The organism is Delftia sp. RIT313 (assembly GCF_000632165.1).
Taxonomy (GTDB): Bacteria; Pseudomonadota; Gammaproteobacteria; order Burkholderiales; family Burkholderiaceae_C; genus Comamonas; species Comamonas acidovorans.
The window spans coordinates 46,190-67,381 of the sequence record NZ_JFYT01000079.1; the positions used below are offsets into that span (position 1 = coordinate 46,190).

Sequence of the window (21,192 nt, forward strand, 5' to 3'; positions counted from 1 at the left end):
CCACTGACACGGGGCCGCCCAGTGTAGAGCGAGGGAAACAAAAAAGCGCCCCGAAGGGCGCCAAACCAAGCGTCCCGAAAGGACGCTTTCCACCAACAGGCCCGGCACCATGCCGGACCCATATCCATTCACATCACTTCTGCGTGACGGTGTGCTGGCCTTCCAGGCGGGCCACGGCCTCACGGTAGGCAGGGCCGCTGCGCAGTTGCTGGTAACGGGCCAGGCCGCGCTGGTATTCGGCCGAGTTGTAGCTGATGTCGCGGTCTGCCGAAGGCGAGGGCAGGTAGGTCATGCCCGCCTGGTGCCACATTTCGAGGTCGGCCAGCACTTCGGCGCGGCTCAGGCCTGCGGTGGCGGAGGACGAGGGGGAAACGGCTTCTTGGGCCATTGCAGTGCCGGCGAGGCCCAGGGTCAGGGCGGCCAGTGCAGCGGAGAGGGTACGCATGTCAGATCCTTTCAAAAGGCCGCTCGGCATTCATTTCCTCACGGCATGGACGTACTATGCGGCGCTGCAGCATTCTTCGTCTGTGCGTTTTCTCACGTGTTTTCGCATCCGGCCCGGGCGGCCCGCTGCCTTTTCACCCGTGCTCCCCTCGACAGAAGGCGAATTCACGCGTTCCTGAAACAGTGTTTTTCGCGGCTTGAAACAGCCGCGGCAGACAAGGCTCAGCGCGCTTCCTCGAGCAGCACGCGCAGGCCTTCGACATGGCAGATGCGCAGGTTGCGGCCTTCGCGCCGCAGCAGGCCCAGGCGCACCAGGCGCGACATCTCGCGCGCCACTTCCTCGCGGCTGGAGCCCAGCATCAGGGCCAGGTCGGTCTGCCGGGGTGCGGGCGCCAGCAGGGCCTGCCCCTGGTCGATGCCCGCGCGCTCGGCACGTTCCAGCAACTGGGTATGCAGGCGGCTGCGCACCGACAGCGTTCCCAGATCCACCATGCGGCGCGCCAGCGCCACGGCCAGATCGCTGAGCCGGCCGATGAAGGCGCGCAGGACCTGGGGCTCGTTCATGAGCAGGGCTTCCACATCCTCATGGGCCAGCGAGGCAATCAGGCTGGGCACTCCCGCCTCCACCACCAGGGGCATGGCCGTGCAGCCCACCTGCTGCTGCGGCAGACCGCCGAAGAACACGCCCTGGGCAATCTCGCCCAGCGTGAGCCCGCGCCCGTTGGGGGCATAGCTGCTGACGCGCAAGCCGCCCTGCACGAGCATGTAGAGACGCTGATCGGTGTACGCGCCCTCCAGCGTCTGGTGCAGCGCCAGATGCTGCCAGCGGCACTGCGCGGCCAGTTCGGCCAGGCGCTCGTCGGTCAGGCTTTGCAGCACATGGACCTGGCGCAGGCCCTGCCAGGCCACGGCGGGAAGGAGCGGAGATGTCTGTAGGGAACCGGACATGGTGCAACACCGTTGAAGCGCATCCGCAGGGCCTGTGCGGGCCCTGTCGTCCGTCGCGGGAAGTACAGCATAGCGGGATCGCATAGACTCGTCGCGCGCCGGGAATCGCACTGTCCGGCTCCCCGGATGGCCGCACCGCGCAGCACAGAAAAAAGGGAGGGCTTCATGGAATCGAGCATCGAATCGGCACGACTACCCGCGCGCCCGCAGGCCACCGTGGCGGCCTGGGCGCAATCCGTGGAACAGGCGATCGCCAGCCAGCAATGGCATGGCGCGTGGCGTGCACTCATAGACGCCGCCCTGCCGGCCGAAACCGCCGTGCAGCAGAGCCTGCTGACTGCGCTGGATGCCTGGGATGGCCTTGCGGCCGATTCCGGCGCAGAGCCACGCCGCGCGCTGGTGCAGCAGGCATTCGATGCCCTGCATGCCGCCCATGCCCCGGGCCAGGCGCTGCAGGCCAACTCCGCACCTCCCCGCGCGCACCGCGCGCACCGCGCGTACCGTGTACAGGGTCGGCAACTGGTCAAGCGCTACCGGCGCGGCGGCTTTGCGCTGGGGCCGGTGGATGTGGCCGTGGAGCCCGGCACCATCCTGGGACTGGTGGGCGAGAACGGCAACGGCAAGACCACTTTGCTGCGCCTGCTGGCCGCCGATCTGGCGCCCGACGCAGGGCAGCTGGACTGGGGTGTTCCCGCCACTGATGCCTACCTGCTGCGCACCCAGCTCGCCTATATCCCCCAGCGCCCGGCCGTCTGGGGCGGGCGCCTGATGGACCATCTGCAATTCGCCGCGCGCAGCCATGGCGCCGTGGGCCCACGCAACATCTGCCTGGTACAGCTGGTCATCGCGCAGCTGGGGCTGCGCGCCTTCCGGGGCCACCAGTGGAAACAGCTGTCCTCGGGCTACAAGATGCGCTTCGAGCTGGCGCGCGCCCTGCTGTGCCGGACGCGCGTGCTGCTGCTGGACGAGCCCCTGGCCAACCTGGACATCAACGCCCAGCAGACCCTGCTGACCGATCTGCAGTCGCTGGCGCGCTCGCCCTGGCAACCCATGGCCCTGGTGCTGAGTTCACAGCAGCTGTACGAGGTGGAAAAGGTGGCCGACCAGGTGCTGTTCCTGGAACAAGGCCAGCCGCGCAGCGTCCAGCAGAGCTTTGCCGCCATGGAAGGCTGCGCCATCGAATTCGAGACCGGCTGGGCCATGGCGCAACTGAAACCCTGGCTGGACCGGCTGCCATCCCATACGCACCAGCTCAGCGGCCAGACCCACATCGTGAGCTTTCACGTGCCGTTCACGGCAGCGCAGTTCCTGGCACAGGCCGTGCAGGCACAGATGCCCGTGCGCTATTTCCGCGACATCACCGCATCCACCCGCCGCCTGTTCGTGAGGGACTGAGCCATGCCACGTTTTTCCGATATGACGAACCGCTGGGACCAATGGGCGCTGATGCGCTGCCCCCTGCTGTGGCAGCTGCGCCTGCACTGGTATCTGCCGCTGGCGCTGCTGTGGTGCGTGCTGGTGCTGGGCGTTTGGATGCAATGGATGGCCGAACCCGCGCGCTGGATGGGCTCCCTGCCCGGCGTTGCGTCCACGGCCCGGCAAACGCCCGAGCAATTGGCACTGGACATCGGCTTCGTCGTGGCCTGGATCGTGGCGATCGGCCTGGCGCTGTGGTGGTTGCTGCGCGTGCGCATCCACAACCGCTGGCGTGAACACGCCCCCGTGGGCCGCTGGGGCCTGTGGTGGGAGTACCTGTGGGGAGCCTTCTTCCTATCGCTATTGTTCGCACCTGCGATCGCCTTTTCGCCCATCTATGAAATGCGGATTCAGCGCCAATGGTCGGACACGGATGTCAGTGCACAGATCCAGACTGTCGAGCAAGTCGCCGCCCTGGAGGCGCTTGTCGCGCCACGCCAGGCGGCCATGCTCGTGGAATGGATACGTGTGCTGCGCGAGGAAGAGGTCGATCCGGCGAAGTACCCGAGCATCCAGGCCCTGGTCTGGTTGATGCGCGGAGACCAGGCCGCGATTGCCGCGACGCTGGAGCGCTACGGCCAGCCATTGCAGGCCAGAGGCTATGTGCGCCAGTCTGCCAGCTCCGCCCGGGACGAGGCGGAGCACCTGCTGGCCAGCTACCGCAGCGCGCTGCAATCCCCCCTGGCCGAGGAATGGCGCGCCTACCTGGCCGCCAGCCCACCATCAGAGACTGGCGAGAAGGTATCCAGAGCGCAGAACTCCAACTGCAAACCAGCCCTGGGTCGCAGCAGGCCTTTGGATCTGGAGCCGGATCCGCGCAAATGCTTCGGTACCTATCTGGCCCAGAGCAACCGTGAGTGGCTCATGCTGCTGGAGATGTTCGGCAGCCGGTGGAGCCCGCTGCAGCATGTGCAATGGAAGCACGCGCGCTACGGCCTCGCCCTGCCGGCCTACCAGGAAAGCCATCTGCGGCGCGCTGACAGGTCCCGCGACGACGAATGGCCAAGGATGTCCCAGTTGCTGGCGACCGCCAGCGCTGGCTTTTTCCTCGCCTTGGCCCTGGTGCTGGTGCGCCTGATGCCTGCCATGCAGCTGGTGGCCTGGGGCGCATGCCTGGTCCTGACCTTGCTTGGCAGCGTTCTGGCCGGGATGCTGGGAATCACCAACCTCTATGTGCTGGGGCTGTTTCCAGCCGCGCTGATATCGGTCGCCTGGCTGCGCATCAGTGTGCTCAAGCGCCCCTGGGCCGGCGCGGTGCTGCTGGCCCTGGGCATGTCGCTGGCCCTGATATGGCTCGCCGCCGCCTGGTCCAAGTGGTCCGCACTGCTGTTGCCCCAACCCGCCGGCAGCGCAGACCCTTGGACGGATACCCAGCACTGGCTGGACCTGCTGATGGGCGCGCCTGCCGTGGCAGCCAGCACGGCCATGCTCGTGGCCCTGCTGTCTCCGCTGTGGCGCCGATGGCGTGGCCTGCCCGAAAGGTGACGGAAAAGCAAAGGACAGCTCAGGGACAGGTGCCCCCCGCGCGCATCGCATAGACTCGCGGCAATTCCATCCCCCTCCGAGCGCCCCATGACCCAAGCACCCGTCACCGCCGGCACGCCCTACGGCACCATCCCTCCCGCCTCGCCGCTGCCCCAGCGCCGCCCCGTGAGCCTTCCGCGCCTGGCGCAGATGCGCGAGGCCGGCGAGAAGATCACCATGGTCACAGCCTATGACGCCACCTTCGCGGCCGTGGCCGATGCGGCCGGCGTGGAGTGCATTTTGGTGGGCGATTCACTGGGCATGGTCTGCCAGGGCCTGCACAGCACCGTGGGCGTGTCGCTGCAGGACATGTGCTATCACACCGCCAGCGTGGCGCGCGGCCTGCACCGCGTGCAGGGCACGGCCTGGCTGATCGCCGACATGCCCTATGGCAGCTACGCCGAAAGCCGCGAGCAGGCCATGCGCAGCGCCTGCGAGCTGATGCAGGCCGGCGCCCATATGGTCAAGCTCGAAGGCGGCGGCTGGACCGCGCCCACCGTGCAGTTCCTGGTCGAGCGCGGCGTGCCCGTCTGCGCCCACCTGGGCCTGACGCCGCAGACCGTGCATGCGCTGGGCGGCTACCGCGTCCAGGGCAAGAGCGACGAGGGCGCGGCCACGCTGCGCCGCCATGCGCTGGAGCTGCAGGATGCAGGCGCCTCCATGCTGGTGCTGGAGATGGTGCCGGCACAGCTGTCGCGCGAACTCACGGCCGAGCTGCCGCACTGCCACACCATCGGCATCGGCGCGGGCAGCGGCACGGCCGGCCAGGTCCTCGTGCTGCACGACATGCTGGGCGTGAACCTGGGCAAGATGGCCCGCTTCGTGCACAACTTCATGGCCGATGCGGGCAGCGTCAAGGGCGCATTCGAGGCCTATGTGCATGCCGTGAAGAACGGCAGCTTCCCCGACGACAGCAAGCACGCCTGGTAGTCCGGCAGGCTGCACGATCCGTTTTTCCGCTTCCCGCTTCCCGCTTCCCGTTCCCCCGTTTTCCCGTTTTCCCATGCAAATCGTCCACTCCATCGCCGACCTGCGCGCCATCCTGTCGAGCAAGGGCCGCCCCGCCTTCGTGCCCACCATGGGCAATCTGCACGACGGCCACCTGTCCCTGGTGCGCGCCGCGCGCCAGCACGGCGACATTGCCGTGGCCAGCATCTTCGTGAACCGCCTGCAGTTCCTGCCGCACGAGGATTTCGACAGCTATCCGCGCACCTGGGAGGCCGACTGCGCCAAGCTGGAGGCCGAAGGCTGCGACCTGCTGTTCGCCCCGCGCGAAGCCGATCTCTACCCCGAGCCGCAGACCTTCAAGATCCAGCCCGACGCGCAGCTGGCCGACATCCTCGAAGGCCATTTCCGCCCCGGCTTCTTCACGGGCGTGTGCACCGTGGTGATGAAGCTGTTCTCGGCCGTATTCTTCGCCAGCGGCGGCGGAACGGCCGTGTTCGGCAAAAAGGACTACCAGCAGTTGATGGTGATCCGCCGCATGGTCGAGCAGTTCGCCCTGCCCGTGAACATCGTGGCCGGAGACACTGCGCGCGCCGACGACGGCCTGGCGCTGAGTTCGCGCAACGGCTACCTGAGCGACGACGAGCGGCAGCAGGCCATGGCGCTGTCGCTGGCGCTCAAGCAACTGGCCGATGCCGCGCGTGCGGGCCAGGCGCCGCTGGCCGAACTGGAAGCCTGGGCCATGCAATCCCTGGCCGCCCAGGGTTGGGAGCCCGACTACCTGACCGTGCGCCTGCGCCGTGACCTGCAGCCCCCCGCCGAGGGCGCGCAACTGGCCGGTGCACCACTGGTGGCCCTGGGCGCTGCGCGCCTGGGCAAGACGCGCCTGATCGACAACCTGGAGTTCTGATCCAGCGCAAAACCCTGGCGGCCATGGCGGTCCAAGCTGGATGCCATGGCCAAGAAATTCCCCATCCACCCCGCCCATCCCGAGCGCACCTGCTGGGGTTGTGACCGCTACTGCGCCCGCGACGAGCTGGCCTGCGGCAACGGATCGGACCGCACACAGCACCCGGTGGAGATCTTTGGCGACGACTGGATGGAGTGGGGCCCGGGCCCGTGCCTGGCCCCCGAGCCCGCCGCCGAACCCCGGCCTCAGTCCACCAGATAGCGCTCCACCAGCAGGCTCCAGTACGCGGCACCGGTCAGCAGGTTGTCGTCGTTGAAGTCGTAGCGCGGGTGGTGTACGGGGTGGCAGTGCTCGCTGAACAGGCCATTGCCCAGGCGCAGGTAGCAGCCCGGCCGGCGCTCCAGCATGAAGGCGAAATCCTCGCCCGGCGTGATCGGGCCGAAGTCCGGGTCCACGCGCTGCGGCCCCACCAGCTCGCGCGCGACCTCCACGGCGAAATCCACCTCGCGCCCGGTGTTCACCAGCACCGGATAGCCCTGCTGGTGCTCGATCTGCACGCTGGCGCCATAGCTTTGCGCCTGCCCCTGGGCAATGGCCTCGATGCGCTCGCGCAGTTGCACCCTCACGCCGGGATCGAAGCAGCGCACGCTCAGCTCGATGCGCGCCTCGTCGGGAATGACGCCGTAGAAGCCCCCCGATTGCAGCGAGCACACGGACAGCACCGCTGTCTGCATGGGATCGACATTGCGCGAGACGATGCTTTGCAGCGCCATCACGATGCTGGCCGAGACCACGGACGGGTCCACCGTGAGATGGGGGCGCGCCACATGCCCGCCCTTGCCGATGACGCGGATGGCGATCTTGTCCGTCGCCGGCTGAAAGGCACCCTTGCGCATCATGAAGTGCCCCTGCTCCGCGCCCGGATGGTTGTGCATGCCGAACACAGCATCGCAGGGAAAGCGCTCGAACAGGCCGTCGGCGATCATGCGCTCGGCCCCGCTGTCATGGCCGCGCTCCTCGGCCGGCTGGAAGTACAGGTGCAGCGTGCCCGAGAAATTGCGCGTCCTGGCCAGGTACCGGGCAGCGCCCAGCAGCATGGCGGTGTGGCCATCGTGGCCGCAGGCGTGCATCTTGCCCTCGATGCGGCTCGCATAGGGCAGGCCGGTCTTTTCCTGCATGGACAGGGCGTCCATGTCGGCGCGCAGGCCGATGCGGCGGCCGCCCGTGCCCGCGCTCAGCGTGCCGACCACGCCCGTGGTACCCACGCCGGTGGCCACCTCAAAGCCCCATTCGGCCAGCTTTTCGGCGACCAGCGCAGCCGTGCTGCGCTCCTCGAATGCGATCTCGGGATGGCTGTGGATGCGGTGGCGGATGGCCCGGATCTCGGGCATGTCCCCGGCCAGCTCGGCCAGTTTCTGGTGTCTTGCGGTCTGGTTCATGTTTGGGCTCACTCGGGGCGCAGGTCCAGCTGCCTGACGGCATCGTTCCATTTGCGGTGCTCGGCCGCCAGGAAGGCCTGGAAATCGGCGGGCGTTCCCGGCATGACTTCGTTGCCGGTGGCCGCCAGCGTGGTCTGGATGTCCGGCTGCGCCAGCACTTTTTGCAGGGCAGCATTGAGTTTGTGGATGACGGCCTCGGGCGTTCCCTGGGGCGCGACCAGTCCGTACCAGGAAGTGACGTCGAAGCCCGGGTAGCCGGATTCGGCGATCGTCGGGATCTGGGGCAGGTTCTTGAGCCGCGTGGCCCCCGAGACGGCCAGGCCGCGCATCTTGCCGGCCTGGATCATGGGGCCCGAGGACGAGGCGATGTCGAAGGCCACATCCACATCCCCGGCCAGGATGCCCGTGAGCATGGGGGCCGTGCCCTTGTACGGCACATGGGTCATGCGCATGCCTGCGCGGGCACTGAGCATCTCCATGGCGATCTGCGGGCTCACGCCGGCGCCCGTGGACCCGTAGTTGACCCCGCCGGGCCGGGACTTGGCCTGCGCCACGAGCTGGCGGACATCGCGCAGCGGCGAATCCTGCCGAACGACCAGGATGTTGGGCACCTTGACCAGGCCGCCCACGGGCGCGAAGTCCCTGGCCAGATTGGCCTTCATCGAGGGGTACAGCAAGCCCGGGCTGTAGACCAGCGAGGTCCCGCCGAACAGCAGCGTATGGCCATCGGCAGGCGCCTTGGCGACGAACTGCGCCGCGATGTTGGTGCCGGCCCCCGGCTTGTTCACCACGATGACGGCCTGGCCCAGCTCGCGGCCCAGCCCGTCGCCGACCAGGCGGGCCGTGGTGTCGGCCGAGCCGCCCGGCGTGAAGCCGACGATGATCTGTATGGGCTGCATGGTAAAGCGCGGCTCCTGCGCGCCTGCGGCGGTGGCCAGCGCGCAGCCCAGGGCCGGCAGGATGAGGCGGGGGTGTATCACGATCATGTTTCCTCGTATGGCTCTTGAATGGCGTCTTTCCGGACCGGGCCGCCCTGTGCCTGACTGGCCGCGTGAAATTGAAATTCAGTGTAGGTTTCGGGTCTTGATTCAACAAATCGATATGAATGATGTCTCGCATCGATCATTTCAATCTGCGCTCCTTCGACCTGAACCTGCTGCTGGCTTTCGACGCGCTGATGCAGGAGCGCAGCGTGACGCGCGCCGCCGCCTGCCTGCGCATCAAGCAACCGGCCATGAGCCATGCGCTGTCCACGCTGCGCCTGCTGATGGACGACGAACTGTTCGTGCGCGTGGGCTACCACATGGAGCCCACGCTGATGGCCCGCGAACTGCACGCCCCGGTGCGCGAGCTGCTGGAGGCCTCGCAGAGGCTGCTGCTGTCGCGTCGCAGCTTCGATCCGGCCACCGATGAACACACCTTCCGCATCGGCATCTCCATCCAGTCCGAATCGCTGCTGGTCTCCGAGCTGTTTGCCGACCTGGCCGTGTCCGCACCGCGCGTGAAGCTGCTGCTCAGCCCCACCAGCCGCGAGCGGGCCTTCGACGCGCTGGATGCCGAGCAGATCGACCTGGCCATCGGCTACCTGCCCGGCGGCAGCGGCTGGCACCGCCGGCAGATGCTGTTCGACCTGGGTGTGGTCTGCTGCTACCACCCGGCCCTGCTGCCGTTTGCCACGCCGCTGAGCCTGGCGCAGTACCAGGCCGGCCGCCACGCCATGATCTCGGCCAAGGACAGCCTGTACGGCTACCTGGAAGATGCGCTGGAGGCGGCAGGTGTGGCCATCAACCCGGTGCTTGCGGCATCCAACTTCCTCACGCTGTTTGCCACCGTGGCACGCGCACCGTTGCTGACCACGGTGCCGGCCATCGTGGCACTCCACTATGCGCCGCTGTTCGGCCTGGCCATCAGCCCGCTGCCGTTTGCCTTTCCGTCCTTCCCCGTGGAGCTGGTCTGGCATGCGCGCAGCCATGAGGACAGCGCCCACCGGTGGCTGCGCCAGCGCCTGGAGCGCAGCGCCCAGGCCATCGTTCCCGCCGACATGGTGCGCACCCCTTCGGCCTAGGCACTGCCGCCTTCAGCCGACCGCGGCCACCTCGGCGGCGAGCGCGTCCACCAGCCACTGCACCTCGGCCACGGCTGGCCGGTGCAGCGGCAGCAGCGCATGGACCTGGAAGGGAATGGAGAACGCCAGCGGCCGCACCACCAGCTGCGGCCCGGCGCAGGCACGCGCCGTCAGCGGATTGACGATGGCCACGCCCAGACCGTGCTGGACCATGGCGCAGACCGCCACGGCGCTGTGGGTCTCCAGGTGCAGCTGGCGCTGCACGCCGGCCTGCTCGAACACGGCATCGATCTGCTGGCGATAGGGATCGTCGCGCGCCAGGCTGACAAAGCTTTCCCCGGCAAAGTCAGCCACCTCCAGCACCGGCCTTGCGGCCAGCGCATGGCCTGCGGGCAGCACGGCCACCTCGTCCATGGCGGGCAGCGCAAGGGCACGCGTGCCCGGAGGCGCCTCGGCCAGCTCGGCCAGGCCCAGGTCGTAGCGCTGGGCGGCCATCCACTCCTGCAGCAGCGGCGCCTCCTGCGTGGCCACGCTGACGGCCACGGGGCCATGCTCCGCATGCAGCCGCGCCAGCGCTGCGGGCAGCAGCGCATGGCTGAGCGCGGGCAGGCACAGCACGTTGATGCGCGCCTGGTGCGGCCGCGCCAGGGCCAGCGCATGCTCCACCACCCGATCCAGCCCCTGCCAGCTGCGCTGCACTTCGGCCCACAGCGAGAGGGCGCGTGCCGTGGGCCGCAGCCGGCCCTGGGCGCGCTCGAACAGCGCATAGCCCAGCAGGCTCTCCATCCGCGCCAATTCGCGGCTGACGGTGGGCTGGGAGCTGAACAGCATCTGCGCCGCCGCCGTGGCGCTGCCACTGAGCATGAGCGCGCGAAACACCTCCAGGTGGCGGTGGGAGATGCGGGGTTCGGGAGACGTGTGCGGCAGCGCGGGGTCTTGCATGGCCAAAGCATATCCAAATCAAATAGACACCATAAGAACAAGCATTGGACTGAATGACTCCCATCCGCCATCATGCGCGGCAGTTCCCCTGAAAGAGACACCATGTCCAATCCCTTCTCGCCCGCCCAGCTCTGGGCTCTGGCCGACCAGCACGGCACGCCGCTGTGGGTCTATGACGCCGCCACCATCCGCTCGCGCATCGCCCAGCTCAAGGCCTTCGACACCATCCGCTTTGCGCAGAAGGCCTGCTCCAACATCCACATCCTGCGGCTGATGCGCGAGCAGGGCGTGAAGGTGGATGCGGTATCGCGCGGCGAAATCTTGCGCGCGCTGGCCGCCGGCTACGCGGCCGGCCATGGCGACGACCTGCACAGCGACATCGTGTTCACCGCCGACGTGATGGACGAGGCCACGCTGGCCTGCGTGGCCGAGCACAAGGTGCCCGTGAACGCCGGCTCCATCGACATGCTGCACCAGCTGGCCCAGGCCTCGCCCGGCCATCCCGTGTGGCTGCGCATCAACCCCGGCTTCGGCCACGGCCACAGCAACAAGACCAACACGGGTGGCGAGCACAGCAAGCACGGCATCTGGCACAGCGACCTGCTGGCGGCGCTGCAGGCCATCCGCGACGGCGGCCTGAAGCTGGCCGGCCTGCACATGCACATCGGCTCGGGCGTGGACTACGGCCACCTGCAGCAGGTCTGCGGCGCCATGGTCGAGCTGGTGCGCGCCACCCGCCAGGCAGGCCATGACCTGCAGGCCATCTCGGCCGGCGGCGGCCTGTCCATTCCCTACCGCGATGGCGACGCCACCATCGACACCGCCCACTACCACGGCCTGTGGGATGCGGCACGCAAGGACGCCGAGGCCATCGTGGGCCACGCGCTGGGCCTGGAGATCGAACCCGGCCGCTTCCTGGTGGCCGAGTCGGGCGTGCTGCTGGGCCAGGTGCGCGCCACCAAGAACGCGGGCAGCAACCATTTCGTGCTGGTCGATACGGGCTTCAACGAGCTGATGCGCCCCTCCATGTACGGCAGCTGGCACGGCATGGAAGTGCTGCGCCGCGACGGCCAGGCCATGCCCCTGCGCGATGCCGTGGTCGCCGGCCCGCTGTGCGAATCGGGCGACGTGTTCACCCAGGGCGACGGCGGCGTGGTGCTGCCGCGCGCGCTGGCAGGCGCCTCGGTGGGCGACCTGCTGGTCATCCATGACACGGGCGCCTATGGCAGCTCCATGTCCAGCAACTACAACACGCGCCCGCTGGCCGCCGAGGTGCTGGTCGATGGCGGCAGCGCGCGCCTCATCCGCCGCCGCCAGACGGTGGAGGAACTGCTGGGTCTGGAGCTGGGCCTGTAACTGGGCATGTAGCGCGCCAGGCGCCAGGATTTCTGACGCAAAAAAGCCCCGGGGCCTTCCAGCTCCGGGGCTTTTTCATCGCCGGGCCGCCCCAAGATGAAAAGCGGCCCCCTCGGGGGGCAGTAGACCTTGCGCAGCAAGGGGAGCGTGTGGGCCATTTTTCATGGACACCGAAGAATCACTCGCCGCGCGGATCGCGCGCCATCAGGTGCTGCACGGCCTCGGCCGCCTGCAGCCGGCCGTCCAACAGCTCGACCACGGTTTCGGTGATGGGCATCTCCACATTCAGCAGCCGCGCGCGCGCCAGCACGGTGCGTGCGCTGTACACGCCCTCGGCCACATGGCCCAGCGAGGCCACGGCCTGCTCCAGCGTGCGGCCCTGGGCCAGCAGCAGGCCCACCTTGCGGTTGCGCGACAGGTCGCCCGTGGCCGTCAGCACCAGATCGCCCAGGCCCGACAGGCCCATGAAGGTCTCGGTGCGCGCGCCCAGGGCCAGGCCCAAACGCGTCATCTCGGCCAGGCCGCGCGTGATCAGCGCGGCGCGGGCGTTCAGGCCCAGCTGCAGGCCGTCGCACAGGCCGGTGGCAATGGCCAGCACGTTCTTCACGGCGCCGCCCACCTCCACGCCCACGATGTCGGCATTGGCATAGACGCGCATGGCGCCGCCGTGGAAGGCGGCCACCAGGGCGTCATTGACCTGGGCATGGCGGCTGGCCGCCACCAGGGCCGTGGGCTGGTGGCGTGCCACCTCGGCCGCGAAGCTGGGGCCGCTGAGCACGCCGCACAGCAGATCGGGCGCCACCTCGGCGCAGACCTCGTGGGCCATCAGTCCATGGGCCGCAGCCGAAGCGCCTGCGGGCACGGCCTCGAAGCCCTTGCACAGCCAGGCCACGGGTGCGGGCACATGCTGCAGCCGGCCCAGCCATTCGCGCAGGGCAGCCATGGGCGTGCCGATCACGATCAGGTCGGCGGCCGCCAGATGGCCGTCGATCTCGCCATGCACCACCTGCAGCGCGGCAGGCAGTGCCACGCCAGGCAGGTAGCGTGCGTTCTCGCCGCTGCCGTGCATGGCCTGCGCCTGGGCGGCGTCGCGCGCCCAAAGGGTCACGACACGCCCGTCACCGCGCGAGGCCGCGCTCATCGCCAGCGCCGTGCCCCAGGCGCCTGCGCCAATCACCACTATGTTCATATCTGCTCGACGTTGAAGAAGCGACGTTGATGAAAAAAAGAGGCCCTCGGGCCTCTTTTCTTGTACCACAGCGATGAGACGCGCCTGGGCGCAAATCACATCGTCCGGGAATGGACCGGCTTACTGCGGCAGCGAGTTGCCGTCCGCCTGGGCGGCTGCCTGCTGCTGCTCGTACATGGCCTGGAAGTTGATCTCGGCCAGGTGCACGGGCGGGAAGCCGGCGCGGGTGACCACGTCAGCCACGTTGCCGCGCAGGTAGGGATAGATGATCTGGGGGCAGGCAATGCCGATCACGCCACCCATCTGGTCTTCGGGCACGTTGCGGATCTCGAAGATGCCGGCCTGCTTGGCCTCGACCAGGAACACGGTCTTGTCCTGGATCTTGGTCTGCACGGTGGCGGTCACGGCCACTTCGTAGATGCCTTCGGCCACGGGAGTCGCCTCGACGCCAAGCTGGATGTCCACGCTGGGCTGCTCCTGCTCCAGCAGGATGGCGGGCGAATTGGGCTGCTCCAGCGACAGGTCCTTGAGGTAGACGCGCTGGATCTGGAAGACGGGAGTGTCCTGTTCGGCCATGGAATCAGTCTTTCTGGGCAAAAAACCCTGGTGCGGTGACCAGGGCATCAAAAAAATCACCAACAAAATGCCCGCTGCCAAGAGCTTGCGCAGCGGGCACCTGGGCCAGCATTATGCAGTGCCCGTGTTTCAGCTTTGCAGCAGAGGCACCAGACCGCCGTCGGCATCCAGCGCCATCAGGTCGTCGCAGCCGCCCACATGGTGGTCGCCGATGAAGATCTGGGGCACCGTGCGGCGGCCCGTGCTCTGCATCATCACGTCGCGCGCGGCCGGATCGGTGTCGATGCGGATCTCTTCGATCTGCTCCACGCCCTTGGACTTGAGGATCTGCTTGGCCCGGATGCAATAGGGGCAGACAGCGGTGGTGTACATCTTCACGGCTTGCATGTGCGTCTTTCTTCGAGTTTGCGGCGTGCCGCCGGCTGGCGCCCGGGGCGCGGAGCAGCGGCTTCCATCGCCGTCAAATGGGGGCGTCTCAGGCCTTTTCAACCGGCATGCCGGCATCGCGCCAGGCCTTCAGGCCACCGGCCAGGGCCTGGGCCTTTTCGTAGCCCAGCTTCTTCGCAATGCCTTCGGCACGGGAGGCGCGGTTGCCCTTGGTGCAGATCAGCACCAGCGGCAGCGCCTTGTTCTTCACGGTGGTGGGCAGCTTTTCCTCGAACTGGCTCAGCGGCACATTCTTGGCGCCGTTGGCATGGGCGGCCGCGTACTCTTCGGGCTCGCAGACATCGATGACCACGGCCTTTTGGCGGTTGATCAGTTGCACGGCCTGCGCCGCCGTCAGCGAGCCGCCGCCTGCGCCGCGCACCAGGGGCAGCAGCAGCATCACGCCGGAAGCCAGCGCGATCAGGATCAAATACCAGTTATCGATGATGAATTTCACGTCATTCCTTGGGTTGGCAAACCTGTCAATTCTAGAATGCTGGCTTTTGCCCCCGCGACAGCCCAGCTTTGTCGCATCGAGAGACTTAGAAAGCCGCCATGTACAAGCTCGTGCTGATCCGCCACGGTGAATCCACCTGGAACCTCGAAAACCGCTTCACCGGCTGGACCGATGTGGACCTGACCGCCACCGGCGTCGAACAGGCCAAGAACGCCGGCCGCCTGCTCAAGGCCGAGGGCTATGACTTCGACCTGGCCTACACCAGCGTGCTCAAGCGCGCCACGCGCACGCTGTGGCACACGCTGGACGAAATGGACCGCACCTGGCTGCCCGTGCAGCACAGCTGGCGCCTGAACGAGCGCCACTACGGTGGCCTGCAGGGCCTGAACAAGGCGGACATGGCCAAGCAATACGGCGACGCCCAGGTGCTGGTGTGGCGCCGCAGCTACGACACGCCGCCGCCGGCCCTGGAGCCGCAAGACCCGCGCAGCGAGCGCAGCGACGTGCGCTACGCCCAGCTGGACCCCAGCCAGGTGCCGCTGACCGAATGCCTGAAGGACACGGTGGCCCGCGTGCTGCCGTTCTGGAACGAGTCCATCGCGCCCGCCATCCTGTCCGGCAAGCGCGTCGTGGTCGCGGCCCACGGCAACTCCATCCGCGCGCTGATCAAGTACCTGGACGGCATCTCGGATGACGCCATCGTCGGCGTCAACGTGCCCAATGGCATTCCGCTGGTCTATGAGCTGGATGCCAATCTCAAGCCCATTCGCCACTATTACCTGGGCGATGCGGAAGCTGCCGCCAAGGCTGCAGCCGCCGTGGCCGCACAGGGCAAGGCCTGAGCCGGGCCCGCTTGAGGTGAGCGCCTGCTGCGGAAATTGCGCTTGCTGCGCCGTTTTTAGGGAACCACGCGGGCGCTTGCCTTTCCAAGCGGGTGTATATTGACGCGGTTAAAGGGGTGATATGGGCCAGAAAATCAAAATTGCCGGCTGGGTTTCCGTAGGCGTAATCGCCGGAGCACTGACCACGGTTTCCTTGCAGACCGTGGCCCGCGGTGCCATGACCCCGCTGCCGCTGGAGGAAATCCAGCAGCTGTCCGCCGTCTTCGGCCTGATCAAGACCGACTATGTCGAGTCGGTCGATGACAAGAAGCTGATCACCGATGCCATCTCCGGCATGGTGTCCAGCCTCGATCCGCATTCTCAGTACTTCGACAAGAAGTCCTACAAGGAATTCCGCGAGGGCACCTCGGGCCGCTTCGTCGGCGTGGGCATCGAGATCACGCAGGAAGACGGCCTGATCAAGGTCGTCTCGCCCATCGAAGGCTCCCCCGCCTTCCGCGCCGGCCTCAAGACCGGCGACCTGATCACCAAGATCGACGACACGGCCGTCAAGGGCCTGTCGCTCAACGACGCCGTCAAGCGCATGCGTGGCGAGCCCAACACCAAGGTGCAGCTGACCATCCTGCGCAAGGATGAAAGCCGCAGCTTCCCCGTGACCATCACGCGCGAAGAAATCAAGACGCAGTCCGTCAAGGGCAAGGTGATCGAGCCCGGCTACGGCTGGATCCGCCTGAGCCAGTTCCAGGAACGCACGGTGGACGATTTCGTGCGCAAGGTCGAGGAACTGTACAAGCAGGACCCCAACATGAAGGGCCTGGTGCTGGACCTGCGCAACGACCCGGGTGGCCTGCTGGACGCTGCCGTCGCCATTTCGGCCGCCTTCCTGCCGCCGGATGTGACCGTGGTCTCCACCAACGGCCAACTGGCCGAGAGCAAGGAAACCTACAAGGCATCGCCCAGCTTCTATGCCCGCCGCGGCATGGGAGACCCGCTGCAGCGCCTGCCGGCCTCGCTCAAGAAGCTGCCGCTGGTGGTCCTGGTCAACGAAGGCTCGGCCTCGGCCAGCGAGATCGTGGCCGGCGCACTGCAGGACCACAAGCGCGCCATCATCATGGGCAGCCAGACCTTCGGCAAGGGCTCCGTGCAGACCGTGCGCCCCCTGGGCCCCGATACGGGCCTGAAGCTGACCACGGCGCGCTACTACACGCCCAGCGGCAAGTCCATCCAGGCCAAGGGCATCGTGCCCGACGTGATGGTGGATGAGACGCCCGAAGGTGACCTGTTCGCCGCCCTGCGCATGCGCGAGGCCGACCTGGAAAAGCACCTGTCCAGCGGACAGGGTGCCGAGGTCAAGGACGAGGTGCGCGAGAAGGCCCGCGAGGAAGCCCGCAAGCGCCTGGAAGAGGAAGCCAAGAAGCCGCCGGCCGAGCGCCGCCTGCCCGAGTTCGGCACCGAAAAGGACTTCCAGCTGCAGCAGGCGCTCAACCGCCTCAAGGGCCAGCCCGTCATGGTCAGCAAGACCCTGACCGAGCGCGAGCCCGAGAAGAAGGAAAACTGACAGCGCGGCGCGGAGCGGGTCCGCGCCTGCACCAAGCCGGGCCTTGCGCCCGGCTTTTTCACGTCTGGAGACGCGAATGAACGACGATCAACTGCTGCGCTACTCGCGCCACATCCTTCTCGACGAAATCGGCATCGAGGGCCAGGAGCGCATCCTGGCAGCGCATGTGCTCATCATCGGCGCAGGCGGCCTGGGCGCGCCCGCCGCGCTGTACCTGGGCTCGGCCGGCATAGGCCGCATCACCCTGGTGGACGACGATGCGGTGGACATGACCAACCTGCAGCGCCAGATCGCCCACACCACGGACCGCGTGGGCCAGCCCAAGGTGGAATCCATACGCACGGCCGTGCACGCCATCAACCCCGGCATCCGCATCGACTGCCGCCAGCAGCGCGCCGACGACGCGCTGCTCGACGAGCTCGTGCCCCAGGCCAGCCTGGTGCTGGACTGCACGGACAATTACCGCACGCGCCACATGATCAACGCGGCCTGCGTGCGACACAAGGTGCCCCTGGTGGCGGGGGCGGCCATCCGGCTGGACGGCCAGCTCATGGTCATGGACCCGCGCGACGAGAACTGCGCCTGCTATGCCTGCGTGTTCCCGCCCGATGCGCAGTTCGAGGAAGTGCAGTGCTCGACCATGGGCGTCTTCGCGCCCGTGGTGGGCGTCATGGGCACGCTGCAGGCGGCGGAAGCCCTCAAGCTGATCGCGGGATTTGGCACGCCTGCAACAAACCGCCTGACCATGTTCGACAGCCGCAGCCTGGATTGGAGTAGCATGCAAACCACTCGTGTACCGGAATGTCCCGTTTGCGGTAACAAGGCGTAGGAATCGGCTGACCCCCACGCCGATCCCTCACTGGCACAATCGCCCGCTGTCGCGCAGGACAATGGAGGCCGGGCTCCACCGGACTCCGATTGCCATCCGCGTCCCTATTGGATACAGCCGTGAAATTGCGCACCTATCTTGTTGAAGACAACCCTACGATCCGCGAGAACCTGATCGCCACGCTCGAAGAACTGGCCGATGTCGAGGCCGTGGGCATCGCGGAGACGGAGAGCGCGGGGACGGACTGGCTTCAGCAGAACCCCGACGCATGGGATCTCGCCATCGTCGACCTGTTCCTGCGCCAGGGCAGCGGCCTGGGTGTGCTTACTGCCTGCCGCGAGCGCCAGCCGCACCAGAAGATCGTGGTGCTCAGCAACTACGCCACCCCCGACATCCGCAGCCGCTGCGCCCAGCTCGGCGTGGATGCTGTCTTCGACAAGTCCAATGAAATCGACGCACTCATGGACTATTGCATGAATATCGATGCGGCGTCACTCAACCAACTCAAAACAGCCTGAACCCAAAGCACTGCATTTGATTTTTCATCAAAGAAAAAGGCTGCACGACTTGATAATCGTGCAGCCCGTATTTTCTATTGACTGAAAATCAATCGATCAGCCTGTTCTTCAGTGCGTAATACGTCAGATCGCTGTTGGACGACAATCCCATTTTCTCCATGAGTCGCGTGCGATAGGTGCTGACCGTCTTTACGCTCAGTGAAAGCGACTTTGCAATATCACCTGCGGTTTCACCACGCGCGAGCTTGAGGAAGACCTGGAACTCACGCTCTGACAGCTGTTCATGGGCTGGCGCGTCATCCTTGCGGTTGAGCTGCTGGGCAAGCAGGTCGGCCACGGCGGGCGTCAGGTAGCGGCGGCCCAGGGCCACGGTGCGGATCGCTTCGGCAATCTCCTGGGGATCGCATTCCTTGTTCAGGTAGCCGCTGGCGCCTTGGCGGATCAGGTTGATCGCGTAGTGCTCCTCGGGATAGCCGCTCAGGATCAGGATGCCCATGTCCGGCGCCTTGGCGCGCAGCATGGCCAGCGCGTCGATACCGCTTTGGCCCGGCATGGACAGGTCCATCAACAGCACGTCGATCTCGTGGGCACGCACCAGATCGATGGCCTCGCGGCCATTGGCGGCCTCACCGACTACACGCAGGTCCACGTGTTCCGAGAGAAACTGACGCAGGCCCGAGCGCACAATTGCATGGTCGTCCACAATGCCAATTCTGATCATGAATACCTCTTTTTCGGGGGACCAGCGGGATCGCTGGTCGTGCAAACAATATATGGTAACGGCCGGCGCAGGAACTGCCCCGGCAGCCGATAACACGAATTATGCAGAATATCGGCGAAGATCTTGTAGGTGAGAGGATGCTTATGCGTTGGATAAATTTCCGAAGAATTGCGATCAGCCTGGCATTCGCCATCGTCGCGGCCGTGCTGCTGGTGAGCATTAACGAGGCCAGCTACAAGCGCTCCACCAAGGCGCTGGAGGCCATGACCCAGACCCAGAACACTCGCTCGGAGATCAGCCAGCTGCTGCGGCTGATGCTGGATGCGGAGACCGGCCTGCGCGGCTACCTGCTCACGGGCGAGGAGCGCTACCTGGAGCCCTACAGCAAGGCGATCACGGCCATCAACTACAACATGGACGAGCTGCGCCAGATCTTCATCTACGACCCGCAGGAGCTGGCGATCTTCACGCCGCTGGCGCGCCAGGTCGAACGCAAGATGAGCGAGATGGAACTCAGCCTGCGCCTGTACCGCCAGGGCAACGAGGAGGCCTGGCGCTTCGTCATGTTCACCGACGTGGGCATGGAGAACATGGACGCCATCCGCGACTACACGGGCAAGCTGCTGTCAGGCATAGACCAGCGCTCGGCCAAGAACCTGCAGGACATCGAGCACACGCTGTCGCTGTCGCGCATAGGCATCGCCACGGTCACGGCCCTGGGCGTGCTGGGCTTCTTCATGTACCTGCGCCAGGCCCACGCGCTGCAGCAGGCCCACCAGCGCGAGCAGGAGATCCAGCGCGACGAGCGCAACCGCCTCGAAGCCCTGGTGCGCGAGCGCACGGCCACGCTGACGGAGCTGGCCAACCACTTGCAGCAGGTGCGCGAGGACGAGCGCGGACACCTGGCGCGCGAACTGCACGACGAGCTGGGCTCGCTGCTGACGGCGGCCAAGCTCGACGTGGCGCGCCTCAAATCCAAGATCGACCTCAGCGCGCCGGACGTGGGCGAACGCGTCAGCCATCTGGTGGAGACGCTCAACAGCGGCATCGCCCTCAAGCGCCGCATCATCGAGGACCTGCGCCCCTCTTCCCTGTCCAACCTGGGCCTGACGACGGCGCTGGAAATCCTGGCGCGCGAGTTCGGCGAGCGCAGCGGCATCGAAGTCACGGCCAACCTGGAGCAGGTGGAGCTGCCGGAATCCACCCAACTCACGGTCTACCGCATCGTCCAGGAGTCGCTGACCAACATCGGCAAATATGCCAAGGCCAGCCATGTCCTGGTCTCCGTGCACAACTATCCGACCTATGTGACGGTGCAGATCCAGGACGACGGCGAAGGCTTCGAGACCTCGGCCATGCGCCCCAACTCCCACGGGCTGGCCGGCATGCGCCACCGCGTGGAGGCCGCAGGCGGCCGTCTGACCGTCTCGTCCGAACTGGGCAAGGGCACGGCAATCTCCGCCGTCATCCCGCTGGCGCCGATCTCCACGGACAAAAGCGGCGGTACGGTCGCCACCGCCTGAAGCGGCAGCACCCGCCATGCAAAAGCCCCTGCGCGCCCACGCGCCAGGGGCTTTTTTTCATGTGCACTCCTGGATGGTTGCAGCCAGCGGCGGCTGCAAGCCCTGTGCAGCCGGAGCATTCCTACACCACCCCCCCGCCTAACCCTGACGCCATGCCACGCCGGCCACCGTCAGATACACCTTTGGCGGCTCAGTACAGTCGAACCCATGCAAACAGCACTTGGCCCATCCGCCCCGTGCCGTTTCTTGGAAACGAACAACCCAAGGAGTTTTACATGCTGCACTACGCCATCGTGTTCTTCGTCATCGCCCTGGTAGCCGCCATATTCGGTTTTGGTGGTATTGCGGCAGGTGCTGTAGGCATCGCCAAGATCCTGTTCTATATTTTCGTGATCATGGCTGTCGTCACCTTTGTGATGAGCCTGATCAAGAAGTAGCGGCGGCGCCGCCTTCATCCCCCTGCCAGCCCAAGCCCGCTTCCTGCGGGCAGCCAGCCCGGCAGCC

At 66.7% G+C, this 21,192-nt stretch carries 23 protein-coding genes; 13 read left to right on the forward strand and 10 right to left on the reverse strand.

The window, feature by feature from the left end; all coding sequences use genetic code 11:
• Positions 1-133: 133 nt before the first annotated feature.
• Together BW39_RS24180 and BW39_RS24175 are read right to left on the reverse strand one after the other, a co-directional pair.
• Positions 134-445, reverse strand: coding sequence for a DUF4148 domain-containing protein (locus BW39_RS24180; protein ID WP_013803916.1), 312 nt, complete (start codon positions 443-445; stop codon positions 134-136).
• Positions 446-666: 221 nt separating this feature from the next.
• A complete protein-coding gene (locus tag BW39_RS24175) occupies positions 667-1,392 on the reverse strand; it encodes a Crp/Fnr family transcriptional regulator (RefSeq protein ID WP_043781030.1) in 726 nt (241 codons plus the stop codon).
• Between the two features lie 165 nt (positions 1,393-1,557).
• On the opposite strand from BW39_RS24175, the gene BW39_RS24170 reads away from it, so the two are divergent.
• From BW39_RS24170 to BW39_RS29930, 5 genes are all read left to right on the forward strand, one after another.
• Positions 1,558-2,787 carry an ATP-binding cassette domain-containing protein gene (locus BW39_RS24170; RefSeq protein WP_043824675.1) on the forward strand — a complete coding sequence of 410 codons (1,230 nt, stop codon included), beginning with the start codon at positions 1,558-1,560 and terminating at the stop codon, positions 2,785-2,787.
• A 3-nt stretch (positions 2,788-2,790) separates the two neighbouring features.
• The gene (locus BW39_RS24165) at positions 2,791-4,353 is read left to right on the forward strand and encodes a hypothetical protein (protein ID WP_043824595.1); all 1,563 of its coding nucleotides are present in this window, start codon (positions 2,791-2,793) and stop codon (positions 4,351-4,353) included.
• A gap of 87 nt (positions 4,354-4,440) precedes the next feature.
• Entirely contained in the window at positions 4,441-5,322 is an 882-nt protein-coding gene (gene panB / locus BW39_RS24160) for a 3-methyl-2-oxobutanoate hydroxymethyltransferase (RefSeq protein WP_012203749.1), read from the forward strand.
• Positions 5,323-5,395: 73 nt separating this feature from the next.
• Positions 5,396-6,247, forward strand: coding sequence for a pantoate--beta-alanine ligase (gene panC / locus BW39_RS24155; protein WP_012203748.1), 852 nt, complete (start codon positions 5,396-5,398; stop codon positions 6,245-6,247).
• Positions 6,248-6,292: 45 nt separating this feature from the next.
• Positions 6,293-6,508: a DUF3079 domain-containing protein gene (locus BW39_RS29930; RefSeq protein ID WP_034390767.1), complete on the forward strand. Its 216-nt coding sequence runs from the start codon at positions 6,293-6,295 to the stop codon at positions 6,506-6,508.
• Here the strand turns inward: BW39_RS29930 and BW39_RS24150 are convergent.
• Positions 6,493-7,686, reverse strand: a complete 1,194-nt coding sequence (locus BW39_RS24150) for a M20 aminoacylase family protein (RefSeq protein ID WP_043824597.1) — start codon at positions 7,684-7,686, stop codon at positions 6,493-6,495. The two genes, BW39_RS29930 and BW39_RS24150, sit on opposite strands and share 16 nt — an antisense overlap.
• Before the next feature lie 8 nt (positions 7,687-7,694).
• Positions 7,695-8,666, reverse strand: a complete 972-nt coding sequence (locus tag BW39_RS24145) for a Bug family tripartite tricarboxylate transporter substrate binding protein (RefSeq protein ID WP_235264274.1) — start codon at positions 8,664-8,666, stop codon at positions 7,695-7,697.
• A gap of 128 nt (positions 8,667-8,794) precedes the next feature.
• Here BW39_RS24145 and BW39_RS24140 point away from each other — a divergent pair, with 128 nt between their 5' ends.
• Positions 8,795-9,751 (forward strand): LysR family transcriptional regulator, encoded by a 957-nt coding sequence (locus tag BW39_RS24140; protein WP_081816288.1) that lies wholly within the window; start codon positions 8,795-8,797, stop codon positions 9,749-9,751.
• 12 nt (positions 9,752-9,763) lie between these two features.
• On the opposite strand, the gene BW39_RS24135 is transcribed toward BW39_RS24140, so the two are convergent.
• Positions 9,764-10,693, reverse strand: a complete 930-nt coding sequence (locus tag BW39_RS24135; RefSeq protein WP_043824598.1) for a LysR family transcriptional regulator — start codon at positions 10,691-10,693, stop codon at positions 9,764-9,766.
• A gap of 102 nt (positions 10,694-10,795) precedes the next feature.
• Between BW39_RS24135 and lysA the strand changes: the two genes are divergently transcribed.
• Entirely contained in the window at positions 10,796-12,049 is a 1,254-nt protein-coding gene (gene lysA / locus BW39_RS24130) for a diaminopimelate decarboxylase (protein WP_043824600.1), read from the forward strand.
• Between the two features lie 178 nt (positions 12,050-12,227).
• Here the strand turns inward: lysA and BW39_RS24125 are convergent, their stop codons facing one another.
• From BW39_RS24125 to BW39_RS24110, 4 genes are all read right to left on the reverse strand, one after another.
• Complete coding sequence (locus tag BW39_RS24125; protein WP_013803923.1) at positions 12,228-13,238, reverse strand: NAD(P)H-dependent glycerol-3-phosphate dehydrogenase; 1,011 nt, start codon at positions 13,236-13,238, stop codon at positions 12,228-12,230.
• 120 nt (positions 13,239-13,358) lie between these two features.
• Positions 13,359-13,814, reverse strand: a complete 456-nt coding sequence (gene secB, locus BW39_RS24120) for a protein-export chaperone SecB (RefSeq protein WP_013803924.1) — start codon at positions 13,812-13,814, stop codon at positions 13,359-13,361.
• A gap of 129 nt (positions 13,815-13,943) precedes the next feature.
• On the reverse strand, positions 13,944-14,201 hold the full coding sequence (gene grxC, locus BW39_RS24115) for a glutaredoxin 3 (RefSeq protein ID WP_034390758.1): 258 nt from the start codon (positions 14,199-14,201) through the stop codon (positions 13,944-13,946).
• 88 nt (positions 14,202-14,289) lie between these two features.
• A complete protein-coding gene (locus BW39_RS24110; protein ID WP_013803926.1) occupies positions 14,290-14,697 on the reverse strand; it encodes a rhodanese-like domain-containing protein in 408 nt (135 codons plus the stop codon).
• A 98-nt stretch (positions 14,698-14,795) separates the two neighbouring features.
• Here BW39_RS24110 and gpmA point away from each other — a divergent pair, with 98 nt between their 5' ends.
• The 4 genes from gpmA to BW39_RS24090 all read left to right on the forward strand — a co-directional run bounded on the left by gpmA (position 14,796) and on the right by BW39_RS24090 (position 18,444).
• Complete coding sequence (gene gpmA / locus BW39_RS24105) at positions 14,796-15,539, forward strand: 2,3-diphosphoglycerate-dependent phosphoglycerate mutase (protein WP_012203740.1); 744 nt, start codon at positions 14,796-14,798, stop codon at positions 15,537-15,539.
• Between the two features lie 121 nt (positions 15,540-15,660).
• Positions 15,661-17,097, forward strand: coding sequence for a S41 family peptidase (locus tag BW39_RS24100; RefSeq protein WP_013803927.1), 1,437 nt, complete (start codon positions 15,661-15,663; stop codon positions 17,095-17,097).
• A gap of 76 nt (positions 17,098-17,173) precedes the next feature.
• Positions 17,174-17,926: a HesA/MoeB/ThiF family protein gene (locus tag BW39_RS24095; RefSeq protein WP_012203738.1), complete on the forward strand. Its 753-nt coding sequence runs from the start codon at positions 17,174-17,176 to the stop codon at positions 17,924-17,926.
• 119 nt (positions 17,927-18,045) lie between these two features.
• The gene (locus tag BW39_RS24090) at positions 18,046-18,444 is read left to right on the forward strand and encodes a response regulator (RefSeq protein ID WP_013803928.1); all 399 of its coding nucleotides are present in this window, start codon (positions 18,046-18,048) and stop codon (positions 18,442-18,444) included.
• 88 nt (positions 18,445-18,532) lie between these two features.
• Here BW39_RS24090 and BW39_RS24085 read toward each other — a convergent pair whose 3' ends face one another.
• The gene (locus tag BW39_RS24085; RefSeq protein WP_012203736.1) at positions 18,533-19,165 is read right to left on the reverse strand and encodes a response regulator; all 633 of its coding nucleotides are present in this window, start codon (positions 19,163-19,165) and stop codon (positions 18,533-18,535) included.
• A gap of 143 nt (positions 19,166-19,308) precedes the next feature.
• Between BW39_RS24085 and BW39_RS24080 the strand changes: the two genes are divergently transcribed.
• A complete protein-coding gene (locus BW39_RS24080) occupies positions 19,309-20,688 on the forward strand; it encodes a sensor histidine kinase (RefSeq protein ID WP_043824604.1) in 1,380 nt (459 codons plus the stop codon).
• A 275-nt stretch (positions 20,689-20,963) separates the two neighbouring features.
• Positions 20,964-21,125 carry a DUF1328 domain-containing protein gene (locus tag BW39_RS30625; RefSeq protein WP_013803930.1) on the forward strand — a complete coding sequence of 54 codons (162 nt, stop codon included), beginning with the start codon at positions 20,964-20,966 and terminating at the stop codon, positions 21,123-21,125.
• The last annotated feature ends 67 nt before the right edge of the window (positions 21,126-21,192 follow it).